Source organism: Flectobacillus major DSM 103 (assembly GCF_000427405.1).
GTDB lineage: Bacteria > Bacteroidota > Bacteroidia > Cytophagales > Spirosomataceae > Flectobacillus > Flectobacillus major.
This window is the reverse complement of sequence record NZ_KE386491.1, coordinates 5248932-5268099: the sequence shown is the minus strand read 5'-3', so window position 1 is coordinate 5268099 and position 19168 is coordinate 5248932. Positions and strand designations below refer to the sequence as shown.

The following is a 19168-nucleotide window of genomic DNA, read 5'->3' as shown; positions in this document are numbered from 1 at the left end:
TACACTTTTTTCTATTAAGCTTGTTCTTTGCTGAAACAGTAGGCATATTTATTATGAGTTTGACTCCGTTAATCATCTTGTAAATGTATTTTAACAAACTATTTAGAAACAAAAATTAAGCCAAAAAGATGGAAAAAGATAAATGACAATACAATACCCACAAACTATCATTTTTAACATACAAAAGGCCTTATTTAGCCATCAAACGTATTTTTAATGTCATGATTATCAAGAATTATACCATACCTTCATGTTATTGCTATCAATTATATACAATAGGTATTTTTCATACAAAAAGTATTTTTTATCACTCAAAATCATTAAAATAACATACAAAATAATATACTACATCAAATATAAAAGTAAGCTAATAACCACCTTCGTACATCAACAAAATTAAAAACAATAAACACCTAATTATCAGTTAATTAATCAAATATCTAGCAAAAAAAAAATGAGTCTACTGCTATTTATATTTTTTCAAAAATAAACTAAATTTCATTAGTCATAGAAACTATAAGAAATGTCAAATGCAGTATTATACCTAACAAAATATCATTTTAACAAAACAAAACATACATTTGCTAACTATATTATATATACGCAAATGTGTTTTATTCTGAATATTAGTAAAAAAACTAGCCCTCAAGCTTCTTATAAAGTCATCATTGTTTTGTTATTTCTGTCAAAATATCCATTACTATAGTGGTTTTCTGTAGCATACTTTATTTTGTATGCTGGCCAATAAAAACGATTCTATGAAAAATTTAATTGATTACTCCCCTTGTTGTTCTCCTTTCTATTAGCAAATAGTATCCCTTGCAATTACTCGCATGCAATAATAATATCATACAAAACACACTAAAAAGAAAACAAAATATCTATTAAACCTATATCAAAAACAAATTTCAAACTATATTAAATATACGTAAAAACACCCATAAGTTCACCACTTCTCGCTGACCAGCATAGTAGTACCAAGATACAATAGCATTTAAAAAGGGGATATAGATTTTGGTAGGCTTTAGTTTAACAATACCCAATACAACCTTAACGAATAATTTAGTTAAAAGTAGTATGAACACAGCATAATGAACTTGAACAATAACACTATTGAAACTAGGGATATATTCTCTTTTGGGGTTACTAAAGCTGTTGTGGTTTCTTTTCTTCAAGATAACTATCAAATTTTACTTTAGCATATTGTCAACAATACTTTGAAGTAGTATATAAAGGGACTATTTTCCCAAAACATCTACAGCCTTGTCCTAAAGGCAGCTCTTCAAACGTAAGGCAGGAAATGATTAAAACATCATTAAGACTTTTAACTTTTTTGTTTAACTAAGTTATAACTTCATTATATCTACTTCAAAAAATAACATCCAAAAAATGAGAACCCACCTTTTGGGGGTGGATTCTCATCAAATAACGTATAACATTCATTATTATGAATTGTCATTAACAATTAAAAGATTCCCAAATTGTGTTTGGGTAATACTTCCAAATAACAACTATGTTTAGTATACTTAGAAAGCTTGACTAACGATAAATCCTAATTGTTGTAAAGCATTTCCAGGATGAGCTAGAATAGTGTTAATAATTGGAAGAATATCTCTTGTTGCTCCAGAATAGCGTACTACTCCATCTAGGTTTGTATCTTCTTTAGTATATACACCTATTTTTACCCCTCCTGCACTACCTGTTTGAGTAGTCAAGTAACCTGTAACAGCATTGATGTCTCCTGTACTGTAACGAACATTATCAGTGCCTCCTACAGTCAATCCCGTAGCATTACCCGCCCAAAGAGCCTTTATACTTCCAATGGTGGCCTGTGCATTGCTACCAAATGTAGAAGTCGTGGATGAGGTAAAATCTATCGTAATAGGAGTACTTGAAATCATTTGTTGTGAAGTAGTCATCACACCTAGGTGATTTCTGTGACGAATAGCAACATAGAAATTCCCAGTAGTAGCCTGAAACTTTAACGGAGTACTGCCATCTGGGTTATGTAAAGTTCCATCTGTCGAAACCAATGCAGCTATACTTTCCTGAATAGTAGCTCCACTTGTTCCTGTTCTTAGTTCTACACGAACCCAATCTGTTATCTCGTTTGTAGTCAGAACTGTTGATGTGGTTGTAGCTCCTAAGTCGTAAGGATCTGATAGGGGTATCAAATTCTGTGTATTCAATGCCTTGGTCATGGTACCTGTAGTACCATTCAGTGCTCCTTGAAGTAATACTTTAATATTGACTACCGCATTTGGACTGCCTACACATGTATTGACAATTAATTCATTTGATAAAATAGTACTACTCGAAGCACACTCACCATTCAAATCTATTGTGGCTTGAACCGATGTTCTCATAAAATCCCCTGTAGTCGAAACAGAAGTGTCCGTTTCATCATAATTGTAGGAATCATTCGTATTTACGGAGTAGGTTAATGTTCCAGTACCATTAGCAGCTAACTGATAATTATCGAATGCAACATAACTGGTATCATTAGTAAATGTACCATTTGTACTAAACCCTGCAGCTACAAAACTTCCAGAAACATAAGTTTGACTAGCTTCTAAATTTTGTAGTATTTCAGCTACTGTAATAGTAGAAGTAGATGTGTTTTTAACAGAAATAGTATAAGTTAGTACACTATTAGTATTACTACTATAACATGTATCCACAGCTAAAGTAATTGTTGGTTTTGAAGGCGTAGCCACAGCTGTGTAAGTAAGTGAGGTAGCTTGTAAACCATCCAGACTACTTTCATTATCACTACTATAAGGATTCGGTGTATTGGTACCACCTACAATCGTATAGTTGTATTGAGTTGAGTATATTCCACTTGTACTTGTTAAAGTAGGCTTTACTTTCATGTATAAGTAGGATATACCACTTGGTACACTTAAATTATTAAGTACAAAATTTTGCCCACTCAAAGTAGCTGGTGTTTCTGTACCGAGCCCTACATAACTATCAGCGACATATTCAATCCCTGTTGGAAGTGCATTTATTATATTAACCACCTTGTTGGTACAATTTTGATTAATAATTTTTAGCTTCATTGTTGCTTCTTCACAAGTTGGAAGGCTGTCCTCTACATACATTGCATTTATATTCACTAAATCCGCATTAGGCTCAAGTGGGTTATCACATACAAATGTCATATCACCAATATATAGACGTTGCACACGCTTTCTTACTCGTGTTTTAGTATTAGACCATTCTATAACAATTTTCTCTACTTTAGCTTCAAACTCTACAGCCAAGGTTGCTTCCGCGTACAAATCATAGTTCGATTTTATTCCTGTAGCGGTAGCCATTGCTGAGTCAATTGTGTATCTTCTACGAGTTGTATTTATATTTGCTGTTTTGTTATACATATATTTCATTTTAGGCAAAACTTCAGTTGCCCCACAGTATCCACGAACTTTAACTACATCGGCTGTTTCCGATTGCTTATTAATACCTGCAATTAAGAAACTTGGAGTGGCTGACACCGCACCTGAAGCATCCTTTAAATTAACTGTATAAGTAACTTTTCCTGTCGAGGAATTATCATATCTACTTAATCTTGCCCATTTTCCATATTTCCTTGGATTTGAGTTAGGAATATACTCTAATGCTCCATTTGAATAATTAAAGGTAATATCAGCACTTAATGCTCCACTTTCTGGGCTGCTTCCAATTAAAGCTTTATTGATAACAGTATTAAGTGTGGTTGTTCCTTGGTTGTACATTGCCTCACTATTTTTCAAAACCTGTTTCCCTCCGATACATGATGTACATGTTTTAGCTGGAGAAATCGCTTGTTTTTCATTTTTCAAAGCACATGCATCAACTGCAGGATCTCTCATTATGGTGAATATATTTTCGGGGTCTATCAAATTGGTACTATTTGTAGTTTGGAAAGTAAATGTACTTATACCAGTAGGTATAGTCATCCCTACTATTTGTAAGTTGTCAACGTCAGTATAAGGGTCTGGGTCTGTTACACCTCCAAAAGTATTCGATACTGTTCCTGCATTCAATGACTGAGTACCATCTAACTGCGAATCAAATATTACATTAGTTACCGCACTTCCTGTAGTATTGTTAAAGGTTACAGTATAGTTTATATTTCCACAACCTATTGCATCTTGTGTTACCGTAAAGTCTGGTAGTGGTACAATAGTAGCGGGTCCAACATTTAATTTTGTAGTTTGTAAGCCAACTTGCCCGCTTTCATCGTCACTCAAGATAGTGTTTCCAGAACCTCCACTTGCAACCGTTGCATTATACTTGGCTTGAACCTCAAAAGTTCCAGTAGCAATAGGTTGTACACCGATAGAGAATGTTACAGTGTTGTCTCCAGGAGGAACAGTAATATTACTTAAACTAAAAGTAGTAGCGGTAATAGTAGGAGTACCCGGGCCATTATAGGTGTCTGGAATATACTCTAGCCCTGCAGGCAAGGTATTTTCGGTAATATTTACAACCCTATCAGTACAATTGGTATTTGAAATTTTAAATGTTAATGTTGGATCTTCGCATTGAGTAATATTATTATCTGCATAATCTTGAACAACATGAACATTGTCTGGATTTGGTGTTACTGGATTAGAACAAGTTAATGTCATATCACCAATTCTGATGTATTTCGTACGTACTCTAGTATCAAATCTATTAACTTGATAAGTTACTTCCACTTTTTCTACGGGTTTCTCGAAAGTAACGATTGCACCAGAATTTCTAGAATACCATACTCCACGTTTAAATCCAGTCATTGTATTGCCCGAGATACTAAAAGTTCTATATCTAGCATACTTGTCAGGTCTTTCATAAGTAATTTTTGGTAAAACAATACCTGTTCCACAAAATCCTTTTACAGAAACAATAACAGCTTGGTTACTTCTCAACTCCATCCCACGAACGAGGAAGCTTACCTTCGAGGCTGCACTAAATTGTGTCGTATAAACAGCAGTATTACCAGTGCCTGTTGCATTATCTCTTCTGCTAATTTTAACAAAGCGACCATCATTCCTTGGATATGACGTTGGGTTACTTTCGACAGCAGTGCCATTGTATACGATAGAGCTTACAGCAGTAATTTGACCTGAGCCTACTGGTGTGCCAGCATTATAAGTACCTGTGTTATTAGCAGATCTTTTGGCTGAAGTATTCCATGGCTCTCCTTGTTTGGCTACAGTTTTTCCTGATTCACAAAGAGTACAAGTATATGGGGCTTGCTCACCTAATACTGTAAAATATTTTATGCCTGATAATGAAGCATTAAATATAGCTTTGCCTGATGAAAATGAAGAAGCATATACTCTTGTTAAATTACCTGTAATATTGCCACTTCCATCAATAGCATCTCCTATTAATAAGAAAATATTTGAATTAATCTCATAAGCATTTAGATTTAACTCCATCCAAACATTGGAAACTCCATTTGTATTTTGTGTTCTCCAAGATTTGGCAATTCTTTTAACACCACTTGATAGTGCTGGGCAAATTGATGGATCAACATCAGTAAGCACATTAGAATTATTCCCATTATCGCCAAACATTAGATACTGTCCGTTAGTCAATGCTGTTCGGCTTGCATCAATATTGGATGACGTAAAATTATTGGTAGTAGAAACAATTAATTGTGCATTTAATGATGGATTGTTTAATGCTGTTAAACTTGTAGAAATTTTCTGATTCAAACAAGACGTTAAATCATGACCTATACCAAAAATATTATTGTTAAATGTTGTATTGATAGAACTATTCCAAATAATATCATTACTAGAATTAACATAGTTTTGTGGTTGAAGCAACGTAACACCATATTTTATAGCTAAATATGATCTAACCCTAGAATATTCCTGAGCGGTTAATTGTTTTTCATACATTATTATCTCTGGAATATCACCATAATAATAATCGGCTAATTCTTTACCAATTATTGACCCACTAGCCAATTTAAAACCGTTCCCATAAGTTGCAGAGGTTGTTGCAGTTTGAAAATCCTCACCATCTCTACCTATTTTTACATTTTGAGTTCCTAAAATCCAGCTCCAATCCAATAAACGAAACTCATTCTGGCCAAGAGCAAAACCCGCTGATGCACTTGATGGTGTACCTGTACCAGCATTTCTTATATAGATATTTCCAGCTGTATTTTCAATTCCTAAAGCCGGAAATTCATTAGTTCCAGAATTATAAACACTCCCTCCAAAAGATAATATATGTTGTTGACCAGAGCCAACTTGTCTTAGTGTAGGTATAAATATAGTACCCGGCATTGCATCAGCTGAAAATGGCCCATTAGGAATGTACATATTCCTTGTATTATTATTAAAATCTACAGTAGGGTTAAAGTTATACTTAACACCATTTGTAATAAGGGGTTGCTGATCTAAAGCTGGCTGAATATAATGGTTATTATTTCCTGAATGATCATACCAAACTGATGGAGTAAAACCGTCATCCCCTTTAAGCCATACTCTTAGACTATTCAATACTCCTCCTGGTGCACACACATAACCTGCAAATGTAAAAAATTGCCCATTTGCCAATGTTACATCTGCGTAATTATAAGTATTACCATTTATAGTAGTGGTATTTGCACTCATGTCTGTGATTATATCTGAGGCATCAATAGTAGCATCAGTACTTTGAATGAGCTTTAAATTTGACATTCCAGCTCTCCAAAGCACTCTTACTATACCAACATTACCTGTGTTTTGTACATTCCAAACCGAAGATACCCTATAATTAATGTTGGCGATTCCTGTGAATGGTGTTGAAAATGTTTTAGGCTGCCCATTGTCTCCCCATACTAAATATTGTCCATTATTAAGTGATGTTCCATTAAGAGCATTAGTATTTGAGATACCAGTAGTACCAATAATAAGCTGTGTACCATTATTTGAACTCGTCGATTGCTTTTGATTAAGTGCATCATCGTTACCAATCCCTGCTATATTGTTTGTATAACCAGAGTGACCAGCAACTGTCCATACAGATGCCCCTGTACTACTTATGTAGTTACCGTTTTTAGTAAGCCCGTATTTTAAAGCCAAATAAGACTCTACCTTATCATAATCTGCTTGTGTATGTTTGCCAGAGAATACAATAACCTCAGCAATATCTCCGGTCCAGTTACCTGTACCAGAAACTCCAGAAGAACCTACTCTGAATGGTGCTGTATTGGCAATAGTTGGAGTAACAGTAATAGAAGAGGTGGTCTCTATATTTCCATTTACTGACATATAATTATTGCCTGTACCTCCATTGAAGCCATATCGTACCAAACTTTTTGGGTTGGTAAGCCAAGTTTGAGTAGCATAAACTGCATTATTTGTACCAGTAAGAGACGTACTCCCTCCTGAACCAAAATTACCTGTAGTGGTAGCCATTCCTGAGTGTTGCCCAGTATTGGCTCCACTTGACCCTATCCCCGCAACATGATCATTTCCAGCTGTAGTTCCCATGAAAGCAACATAATAATATGTATTAGCTGTAGTCCCTACAGGCCAGCTTCCCTTTGCGGTATTAACACTACTATAGGTATGAGTTGTAGTACTACTAAAAGTCGCTACAGGGTTAAAGTTCATAAAATTATTATTGGTAAGAGTTGTACCTCTTGTTAAATCATAGCCATTTGAGGTTCGATCTGTCCAACCAGTGGAAGATAGACCCAAATCGCCTCGATACCAAGCTACAATATTGGTAGATACACCACCAGGAGACTGAGAAAAGCTTGAATTATTGTATATTAAAGCTAATATAAACAATAATACATTAAGCTTAAACCTCAATGTGCATTTAGATAGATTTGTTTTCATCACAAAAGATTTTAACTTATTAAACTAGATTTACTATGTAGAGATTCAATAGAAAAATCAATTCTCTTGAATCCAGAATTCATTATCATCACGAGAAAAATTTCTAATTAGTCAAACTTATTACAGTTCTTGAAAAATCAGCGATATATGCAATGCAGTGAATGTTTTTAGTATGTAGAAAACATTGATTAACACTCATGATAATACCTCTCTTTATTACATCCTGAACTACAAAAATATTCATTATAAAAAACCTATATCATTATTCATAAAGCCTTTTAAACTTTTGTTTTACTAAAATGACAGAAAATAAAAGCACATTCAATTTTACAATAAGAATTCAAACCTAATGAGATTGGGTTTGATTTTAGCAATAGTTACTTTCTAAAAGTATACTCTTTTTTGTTCTTTTGAGCCGTTAGCTACAACATTCAATCTATCCATCAGTATTGAGGGACAAGCTATCTAAACTAATTTTAATTTCCTTTAAAAGCTCTCAGGATTCAATAATATAGTTTAAAAACATAATGATTGATAACTTGCGATGTACTCATCAATAATGAAGTACTTTGAATATCTCAATTTCTAGATAGGAAACTACCTCGTTTCCTTTTTGAAGATGTATCTGTCCAGAGAAAGTCATAGTAAGTCAAGATAACGTTAAGTTTCTTTGAGTAAGTTACCAAAACTTTTCCAACAACCTACATTGTTTTACTTATTAAAACGTTAGCAAACAGAGAGGTAACGCCAAACTAGTCCCGTTAAAGAACTTAGGAGTTTAACCATAAAAGTGATTTTCAATATTAATTTGTATGTGATAAGTACTAATAAGTATACGGATATTTTAATGAGTTGTCACAGTAATTATAATTTTTGCCTAATAGCTGTTTTATACATACACTACTAATACGACATATTTATAATGTACCTTAAAATTAGTCCATCCATCATATCTAAAATGGATTTTAACAAACAATTTAGAAACAAAAATTAAGCCAAAAAGATGGAAAAAGATAAATAACAACACAATGCCCACAAACTATCATTTTTAACATACAAAAGGACTTATTTAGCCATCAAACGTATTTTTAATGTCATGATTATCAAGAATTATACCATACCTTCATGTTATTGCTATCAATTATATACAATAGGTATGTTTCATACAAAAAGCATTTTTTATCACTCAAAACCATTAAAATAACATACAAAATAATATACTACATCGAATATAAAAGTAAGCTAATAACTCCCTTCGTACATCAATAAAATTTAAAACAATAAACGACTAATTATCAGTTAATTAACTAAATATTTAGCAAAAAAATGAGTCTACTACTATTTATATTTTTTCAAAAAAAACTAAATTTCATTAGTCATAGAAACTATAAGAAATGTCAAATGCAGTATTATACCTAACAAAATATCATTTTAACAAAACAAAACATATATTTACTAACTATATTATATATACGTAAATATATTTTATTCTGAATATTAGTAAAAAAACTAGCCCTCAAGCATCTTATAAACTCATCATTATTTTGCTATTTCTGTCAAAATATCCATTACTATAGTGGTTTTCCGTAGCATACTTTATTCTGTATGCTGGCCAATAAAAACGATTCTATGAAAAAATTCAATGGATTACTCCCCCTTTTATTCTCCTTTCTATTAGCAAATAGTATCCCTTGCAATTACTCGCATGCAATAATAATATCATACAAAACTCACTAAAAATAAAACAAAATATCTATTAAATCTATACCAAAAACAAATTTCAAACTATATTAAATATACGTAAACAAGAGCAATAAATATTTAGATACAACAGCCCTTAACCTTTTCATACGCTCATCATAGTTTTTTAAAATCACATTTTTTCAGTTGGTCGACTTATTGATATATCTATCAATAGCAAAAGCTCTGAAGATGTCAATCTGCTTTATTATCAAGTAATTATTTTTAGAGACAAGATTAGATAGTTTTAATATTATTTGGTCAAATATTTATATTCTACAATAAAGTGGCACTTAAATTGTATTATTGTCACTTATATAATTATATATCTTTCATTAACTTTTTTTTATGATATTTAAAATAGAATCCATAGTTCTAAGAATATTTCATAAAATCTATCTTAACTTATTATAGCAACTCTAATTGATAACAATGTATGAAAAGAAAACGCCATTTATATCCTACTTTCATTCAGTACGACCTACTTTGTAATAATATTGTCTGTTAACATCATAAAACTCCACAAACCAACAACCGTCTCTTCGTATCGCTTTCCTAATCACTAATCAAATAATATATATCTTATAGTTTATATATCAGGATAATTTGTACCCTTTTCGTAATGAAGAAATACAAACCAATCCGTTACTTCAATCTTAACTTAGTGTCTAAAAAAATAGTACACACTAGTACCTCATAATCATAAAACATTAAATACTGACATAATATGAATCTCTGTAACAAATGCCTAATCATTGAGCCAAATGACGAGTCATCTTTAGATTTACTACAACATATTGAAAAAAATACATTCTTGGATGTTGTAATTGTTCAAAATTATGAGATTGCACAGCTCTATCTCAACAGAGAAACCTTTGATATCATTTTTTTGAGCCTTCAGCTTACAGACCAAGCTGGGTTGGTGTTTATTCATAACCTTCCGCCGCATATCCCTGTAATAGTAGTCAGTTCTTTCAGGGAATATGCAGCTCAAACGTATGAATTAGATAATGTGGTTGACTTCCTATTAAAACCTATCTCAGAAGACCGTGTTATAAAAGCGATAAATAGAGCCATGAAAGTGCAAATGTCGCCCAATGCTATTGTTAATAATCAATTTGCATTTATCAAAGTGGGAAGGCAGATTATTCGATTTGATTTTAACGATATAGATTTTATCATGGCATTTGGTAACTATGCCAAAATCCAACGTGGGAAAAAAACAGATGTAGCAAATGAATCTATTACTGTTCTGTCAGACATGCTACCACAAGATACTTTTAGAAGGGTTCATAAGTCATATATCATAAATATTAATAAAATTACGGGGTTTGATACCAAGTATTTTCATATAGATACCAAACTCATTCCTATAGGTTCTTTTTATAAAAAATCATTACTGTTTTTTCCTCACCTAAGAAATAACTATGTTGATGTGTAGTATCTAACCTTGTTGTTGAGATACTATAAAAAAACCACTTAGAATCTAAGTGGTTTTTACTTAATCATAATAGGTATTAGTAATGGAATAGCAAAAAAGCAATGTAATAGGAACATCGCATAAATCTTTTAATAGGTGCATTACTATTTAAAATTTGTATTTCATAAATATTATGTTAGGTGAATCAATTTTGAAAATAACCCTAGCTTTTTTCTATACACGTTACCAATAGGAATGACTACATTTTCAATTGAAAATGTTCTGGTATCAAAACTGGTTACTTTTTTAATATTAATTATATACGATTTATGAACACGTCTAAATATTGATGAGGGAAAAACTTCTTCCAAAACAGATATTGAATCATTGACAATATCAAAGTGTTTGCCATGATATATTTTGGTAGAACTACCCAATGCCACGATAAAATCTATATCTTGAAAATTAAAACGCTTAATACTACGACCTGTTCTCAGAAATATAAAATCCTTGTTGTACAAAGGGTGATTCATTAAGTGCAAACGCATAACTTTACTTATTGCTTTTAATAATCGTGTAGTATTAAATGGCTTCAATATAAAATCGATAACATTATCAAAATCATACATTTCAGCTGCATATTCGCTATACGAACTCAATATAATAATATGCGTTTTTGAAGGAATTGTCTTTATTAAATCTAGGTCATTTTGGCTAATCAAGGGCATATTAATTAATACAAGACTTATATACTCTTTCATCAATACCTTCTGAAAAAGCGATATATCTTTAATGATAACGACATCCAAAAAAGTACTTTCTTTAACCAGATTGATTAAAGAAAGGGGGAAATCTCCGCTAGGGTCGACTAATATACATTTGTTGGGTACTGAAATCATATCAGAATATGTTAGAGAGCGATGTGGCTAATTAATTTATAACAAACTATTACAACTCCATATTTAACTCTAATAACAAAAGTAAGCCTTTACTATACTCTGAAAAAACGTAACTATATGAAATGACTAGTTTCTATAATGAAACCTACTTTTTAATACCATGAACAATAAAATAGTGCTAACGAAATTATTTCAGTTATACAAATTTTGTCTGTCTATTTATACCTTTGGTGGTATAAACCTTCCTTATATTGTAAAAAGTAATCTGTATATTTGTTCGATAATGTTGCTAAAGATGTATTCAAGATTATCAATCTTAACTATTAATGGCTCTTTAACAAGACTACTTTAGTAGAAGAAAACTTGCAGGTAATATAAATGAACAGGTATACGAGTCGATAAAAATTGTAGCTCTACTATAAAAATTCGGGCAAATAAATTTCTTGCTTAGTACTACAAATCTTTCAATATATGACGCAATAGATACCCCTTTTATGGATAGTAATACATATACTAAAAAATCATCAGATATGCTGTAACCTCAATCAACAATATTATTGTATAAAACCCTAAACTCTTCAATCCAGAACATTTACTTTCTCGTAAGTATATAAATAAGATTCCAACCCCCTATGTACAACAATTCCGTATCAGAGCCACCATCTGAAATAGCATATTTGTTCCGCCCTAGTTGTCATACTATAAAAATTAAAAATATTGATCGTTTCCCACCTAAGCATAATACCTAGTTTCATTATGGTATTACTACTGAAAAGTATAATAATTGAAAATCGACTAGCTATCATATTCGATTATTTTAATTATTCCTACTCGTTTATGATTTAACAGACAATACAAAAATCTTAAAAATATATGCCATTCATTACCGCAATAATACTTGATGACAGCCCTGAAGAGGCTGATGTACTGATCAAACATTTGGAGAATATATTATATATTAAGCATATTCACTATTTCAAAACGCCACAAGAGGCACTAATATATTTATCCGCTAATCAAGCAGATGTGCTATTTTTAGACATGATGATGCCAGAAATCAATGGGCTAGATTTTCTGAAAATATGGACAACCTCACTCCCAACTATTGTGGTTTCATCTCATTCCAATTTTGCAATGGATTGCTTTGATCATCATAACATTATTGATTATATCCAAAAGCCTGTATCTTTCAATAGGCTCATACGGGCATTGAATCGCCTCTATCTTAGTCTAAAGCCTGAAATATCAAAAGAGCTTCTCTGGCTGAAGGTTGGCCGCAAAATCCAAAACTTTAAAATAGCCGATATTCTCTATATCGAAGCTGATGGTATTTATAGTAAGATATGGTCAGCAGATGGGACCTTTACCCTTGCCAACGATAATATATCTGAAATAGAACAGAAGCTTCAAGGAACAAAGCTTCTCAGGTTACATAAATCATATATTTTTAATACGCTTCATATAAAATCTTTTGATAGTAAATGTATCTGGATTTTAAATAAACCATTCCCTATTGGTGTGGCATATCGTAGTAAAATTGACTTTATCCTAACCATGAACCCTTTCATGAAATAAAATAACTATGGTTCTTTCTAGGCTATTATGCTTTACTTTTATTGCCTATTTTATGGTCGGAATAACTTTTAATATATGTGCTATTGATACAAAACAAAAGGGTTATACATTATCATACTATAAAAATAAAGCTGAAAATGCAAAGGTAAATCGTCAATACGATAGCGTGTTTTACTATGCCCAAAAAGGATATTTAATAGCAAAACAACAGCGTATCAGGTCTTACTTGCCATACTACTACTACTATCTTTGCTTTTATTATAAGCTTATAAAAAATGATTTGCCAGAAGCAGATAAATTGATAAAAAAGGCAGCAAAAGAGGCTCTAATTCTAAAAGATTATTTCATATATGGGCAAATCATGTACCAGCAGGCTACTATTTACCTAGATATGGATAGGCAATATGAAGCTGTAAATCAGATATTTCATAACATAAAATCATCAGGTATCCCCAAAAGCATAAAACCCGTTTCTAATAATTTCATTGTATTATCTAATTTGTATTTGAAGCTCGGAGAAGATTCTTTGTGGGCTCATTATTTAAGAAAGTATATTGTTGCATCGAACGAATATTATAATAAAAACAACAAACCTATTACTATTCAACAAATAGACAACTTCTTTCTTGCAGAGCTCAGTTTGTACAAACATGATGCCGATAACACATATAAATACTTAAAGGAGGCACAGCGACTTTATCAACAGCATAAACTTTCGACGGAAGTCTACCATCGCTCTTTAATCATGGTGCTTAATACCTGTATTAAATACCATAATGAACGGGAAGCCCCCAGAATAATGGCAATGATTCATCCTAGTTATTTTTATCGACAAAAATCTCCTGAAAAGGCCGCCTATTATTTCTACCGCTCCGTGATTCATGTCTATAATAAAGACTACTCAAAAGCTCGAAAAATGCTTAATAAACGTGCTGTAATTTGTAAAAATACTATAGAAGATAATATGCTTGTTCTTGAAACCCAATTCAAAGTACTAGAACATGAAGGGAAATATAAAGAGGCGCTTTATATCTATAAAAAAATGGATAGTCTTAGTGCAAGACAAAAAGAAAAATTAAAAAAATTAGAATTAAAAACTCTTGAGCAAAAACTTATAGATGATTATAATAGTTTGCAGATCTACTCGATGAAACAAAAGGTCAAAATACAGTCTCTGGAAAAAGTACAACAACAACAACAACTTCTAGTAGCTCAGAAAAAAATCATTCTGATTTCTATATTACTAATTGGCTTATTTGTAATGTTAGTAATTTTTATTAATCTGGGTTCAAAGCTAAGAAAACAAACTAAAAAACTTGCTTTACTCATAGAAAACAAAGACCGAATATTCTCTATCATTGGGCATGATTTACGAGGGCCTATTATTTCTATTTTGAGCCTATCACCACAAATTAACAGGCCTGGCTTTCAACTAAATCAAGAAAAATATCTAAAAAACTTACTATTTACAGTCGATAATCTATTACAATGGTCTATTTCGCAACAAGAAAAAATTTTTCCAAAAAGAATAGAAATTAATGTATTCGATGTCATTGAGGAGGTTTTGGAAGAATTAGAAGCATTCATCCAACTGGCAGAGGTAGACATCAGGGTGAATTACAATATCAATGATACGATTGTCGTATTTGATGAATATCATCTTAAAATTATTATTCGCAACATTTTACATAATGCTATCAAATTTACTCCTAAAAAAGGGGCTATTTATATATATACCACTCATACAGATTTTTTAAATATCCATATTCAAGATACTGGCAATGGCATAGGCTCTTCAGTACATCATACCAACGCCCGAAGTACAAAAATAGGATTGGAACTTGTTCATAAATTGATCGACCTTAACAAAGCAAAGCTAAAAGTAGTCTCCCAACAAGGAATAGGAACAAATGTTTCCATTATATTTTGGGGTTAATTTTAGTAACCTACGTCTAAGATACAGGAAGCAAACATCAAAATTTTGTACGTTTTGTATAACAATTAATCTTCAAAAGTAGGCTCAATTTTATAATATGACAAAATGCCCAAATAAGTTCATTATCTTATTTGGGCATTTTGTCATATTAATTATTGAGTTTGTTACTTTTCTAAAATAATTACATTTAAGCATTGTAAATTTGAAACAATAACAAGTATAACACTGTATAGGATAAATTTTGGAACTATGGCGGAGTCCAAAGTTTACTTCATGAGCAAAGTGTTTAAGACTAAGTCACTTATACAGTAAATAGGCCATACATGGTATGTATAAGTGCTTCACAGAACTAATCAAAAGAGTCAAGTTCATTCGGTGCACAAATGTCACTTGACTCTAAGGTTAGCTCTATTTATAACAAATCTTCTTCTTTACCCTAAGTAGTTTTTATCGAATAGGCTCAATTTTAGGAACAAGCCAGCTCAATACTCCAAAGGCTATAAAATAAGCACTTGCTGCATAAGCAAATAATGGTGCATAACTCCCTGTTTGATTCAAAACCCAACCTATTATCATCGAAAACAATACTCCTCCCAATGCCCCTGCCATACTTCCAAAACCCACCACTGAAGCCACGGCATTGCTCGGAAATAAATCAGATACCAAGGTATAGGCATTGGACGACCATGCTTGCTGAGCTGCTAATGCAATGCCAACTAATATTACAGCAATCCATAAATTGGTATAATATGTACCAAAAAACATTGGCAATACGGCCATTGCACATACCAAAAAGGCTGTTCGCCTAGCTTTGTGTAAACTATATCCTCGTTTGATAAGCCATGTTGGAAACCACCCTCCTGCTATACTCCCAACATCGGAGAGCAAATAAACGGTCATTAACGGTAAACTCAACTTGCCCAAAGGTATTCCGAAGGCTTTATCCAAAAATTTGGGTAACCAATACAAATAGAAATACCAAACGGGGTCTATCAAAAACTTCATGATGGTAAATGCCCATAATTGCCTATAGGACAAGAGTTTTGTCCACTTAATCGGCTCATCTTGAATCACACTGTCTTGCTCTATATAGGCGAGTTCTTCCTTCGAAACCTTTGAATGTTGCTGTGGTACTCTATAAAATAACCAGACCCACGCACTTACAGCCATACCTAATATACCTGTAGCCAAAAATGCTGTTTGCCCCCCCCAATGAATCGCCAAAAAAGGAACTGCTAATGCAGCTACTATTACGCCCATATTGGACCCGGCATTGATAATACCTGCAACAATCGACCGCTCTTTGGCAGGAAACCACTCGGCTGTAGCTTTGATAGCTGCAGGAAAGTTACCTGCTTCTGATATTCCTAAAAAAATTCGGGCTATTCCAAAACCCCATGCACTCCCTACAAAGGCATGTGCCATCGAGGCTAGACTCCACAATGCTATAGAAAGCGTATAACCCAATCGAGTTCCTACTTTGTCCAATAATCTACCTACAAGAGCCATTCCGATAGCATACGAAAACTGAAAGGCACTTACAATATAGCCATATTCGAGTTCTGTCCAGCCTATTTTCTTTTGTAAATCACTTGCAAGAATCCCTAATACTTGTCGGTCGAGGAGGTTGATAGTGGTAGCTGAAAAAATTAAAGCACAAACTGTCCAGCGGGTTTTCGTTGTTTTCTTAGTCTGGGTCATTCTAAATAATGGGTATCAAATAATATTGCTGATTTTAACGCTATTAAGGTATCGACTGAACCAATTGTAGTACCGCTTCGGGATCGTGTTCTATTCCAAAAAAATCGAGGTATAACGAAATCTGATAGTCTAAAGTATGGTGTCCATGATGAATGATATACCCATTTGTAGCGGCTCTTTCTAGAAGTTTTGTTTCTTTGGGCTTCATGATAATATCAGCTACTACAGTACTTTTTTCAAAATAACAAGGGTCAAAAGGCAAGGGGTCGCTAATTTGTAAACCGCTATTACTAGCATTGATGGCCAAATCTATGTTGGCTGGAGGCTCTGTTGTAGTTTCAAAAATAATATCAGGATAAAAACTACTTAATTTTTGAGCTAAATTTTGGGCTTTTTCTATAAAAATATCTTTTAAATATAATTTCTGAATACCTGCATCGCACAAGGCCACTGCTAAGGCACAACCTGCCCCACCTGTACCTACCAAAAAGACCGATTTATGCTGTACTGTAATACCTTTGGCCAACAACCCTGTTACAAAACCCAAACCATCTACGGTATCGCCAAACGACCTCCCCTGCTCATCAAAACGAATCAGATTGACACACCCCGAACGCCTAGCTCGCTCGGTAGCTTCATCCACATCATTAACCAAAGGATTTTTGTATGGAATAGCAATAGTCATTCCTTTGAAATTCTCAAAATTACGGAAGGTTGTAAAAATACTCTGCAAATTTTGAGGCTGCACTTCGATTGGAATCCAAATGGCATTAAGTCCTAGAAAAGGAAAAACGTGATTCATAAGAATCGGCAATCGTATCTGTGATACAGGGTATCCTGGAGTGGCAAAAACAAGCGTTTTCCCATCTATAAACGGTGTTGTTGGAATCGGCATTCTTTAATAAAGTTGTACAATTAAATGAAGATATACTGATGCTCTTTGGGGCTAAACCAGACCAAAAATACAATATTTATTTTTGACAAAATTATATTCTATCCATATAAAGACAATCGGTAGTGACTTATAAGGCTAAAGAATAAGGCAAAGTAAAACCTTGCCCATTTCGTCATTAACCATTTTTTATTTTTTGAATGCCACAATTTGACTCAGAATGAGTTTGGCATTGGCAATATCATCACTAAACTCTAGGTCTTTGGCTACAACCCCAACATCGTTGATTATAACATAAGAGGGTATTACGCCAATACCTATTCCTATTCCTACCAAACTTATTAATAACTCAATACTCGTTACTTCCTGAATAATATTGGCTTCACGAGAAAACCCTATGGCTCGGCAGCGGCGTTCGATTTCATCGTACACAATATGGATTGCTTTATTTACTTCTATCCATTTTTCATTGCGAAGCTGTTCTATTTTGATTTTTTTATAATTAGCCAAAGGGTGATTGATAGGGAGAATCACTTTCAAATAACTTTCTTCATAATAATCATAGCTTAAACCCTTATAAAGTAATGGTAAGTGAGTTATTCCTAAATCTATCTCTTCTTTAATAAGACCTTCTTGCACTTCTACAGAGGTTTGGTATTCAATGAGTTTGATAGCGGTATTGGGATTTTTATCAAGTAGCAGTTTTGTAATTTGAGCTACATGGCTTTTGGTCATTAGTCGATAAATACCCAATAGCAATTGTTTGTTTTTTTGGCCTACTTTTTTGGTATTTTCTAGCATTCTGTCAAACTGCTCACTAAAGCGAGTGGCATCTCTCAACAAAAATCTTCCTGCTTCTGTCAATGCTACTTTCTTGTGATTAAGACGTTTGGCTTTATCAAAAAGTTCTATTCCTAATTCGGCTTCTATCAAATTAATTTGTTTGGTAAGTGCAGGCTGAGAAATACAAAGTTTTTCAGCAGCTTTTCCAAAATGAAGCTCTTTCGCTACTTCTATAAAATATTTTAGTTGTCGTAACTCCATTTGGATATTAAATCATTGGGGCATCACAAAGTAAGCACGAGTACAATACTTAAAGCTAAACCACTAATTATCAAGTAATTATCAAATCAATTTTGGTTGATTACCTATTTCTAGGAAATCTATTAGTGTACTATTTAGCACAAA

The 19168-nt window shown here is 32.9% G+C and carries 8 protein-coding genes; 3 read left to right on the top strand and 5 right to left on the bottom strand.

What is annotated here, in order from left to right; genetic code table 11:
* Positions 1-1526: 1526 nt before the first annotated feature.
* On the bottom strand, positions 1527-7817 hold the full coding sequence (locus FLEMA_RS75345; RefSeq protein WP_144080172.1) for a DUF8202 domain-containing protein: 6291 nt from the start codon (positions 7815-7817) through the stop codon (positions 1527-1529).
* A 2467-nt stretch (positions 7818-10284) separates the two neighbouring features.
* On the opposite strand from FLEMA_RS75345, the gene FLEMA_RS75340 reads away from it, so the two are divergent.
* Positions 10285-10998 (top strand): LytR/AlgR family response regulator transcription factor, encoded by a 714-nt coding sequence (locus FLEMA_RS75340; RefSeq protein WP_044174057.1) that lies wholly within the window; start codon positions 10285-10287, stop codon positions 10996-10998.
* A gap of 170 nt (positions 10999-11168) precedes the next feature.
* Here the strand turns inward: FLEMA_RS75340 and FLEMA_RS75335 are convergent, their stop codons facing one another.
* Positions 11169-11876, bottom strand: a complete 708-nt coding sequence (locus FLEMA_RS75335; protein ID WP_044174054.1) for a LytR/AlgR family response regulator transcription factor — start codon at positions 11874-11876, stop codon at positions 11169-11171.
* An 873-nt stretch (positions 11877-12749) separates the two neighbouring features.
* On the opposite strand from FLEMA_RS75335, the gene FLEMA_RS0162800 reads away from it, so the two are divergent.
* The gene (locus FLEMA_RS0162800) at positions 12750-13451 is read left to right on the top strand and encodes a LytR/AlgR family response regulator transcription factor (RefSeq protein WP_026997569.1); all 702 of its coding nucleotides are present in this window, start codon (positions 12750-12752) and stop codon (positions 13449-13451) included.
* A gap of 52 nt (positions 13452-13503) precedes the next feature.
* The gene (locus tag FLEMA_RS0162795; RefSeq protein ID WP_044174052.1) at positions 13504-15387 is read left to right on the top strand and encodes a sensor histidine kinase; all 1884 of its coding nucleotides are present in this window, start codon (positions 13504-13506) and stop codon (positions 15385-15387) included.
* A 447-nt stretch (positions 15388-15834) separates the two neighbouring features.
* Here the strand turns inward: FLEMA_RS0162795 and FLEMA_RS75330 are convergent, their stop codons facing one another.
* From FLEMA_RS75330 to FLEMA_RS75320, 3 genes are all read right to left on the bottom strand, one after another.
* A complete protein-coding gene (locus tag FLEMA_RS75330; protein WP_044174050.1) occupies positions 15835-17088 on the bottom strand; it encodes an MFS transporter in 1254 nt (417 codons plus the stop codon).
* A gap of 43 nt (positions 17089-17131) precedes the next feature.
* Positions 17132-17983: a shikimate dehydrogenase family protein gene (locus FLEMA_RS75325; protein WP_044174048.1), complete on the bottom strand. Its 852-nt coding sequence runs from the start codon at positions 17981-17983 to the stop codon at positions 17132-17134.
* A gap of 186 nt (positions 17984-18169) precedes the next feature.
* Positions 18170-19024, bottom strand: coding sequence for a LysR family transcriptional regulator (locus FLEMA_RS75320; protein WP_044174046.1), 855 nt, complete (start codon positions 19022-19024; stop codon positions 18170-18172).
* Positions 19025-19168 lie beyond the last annotated feature (144 nt).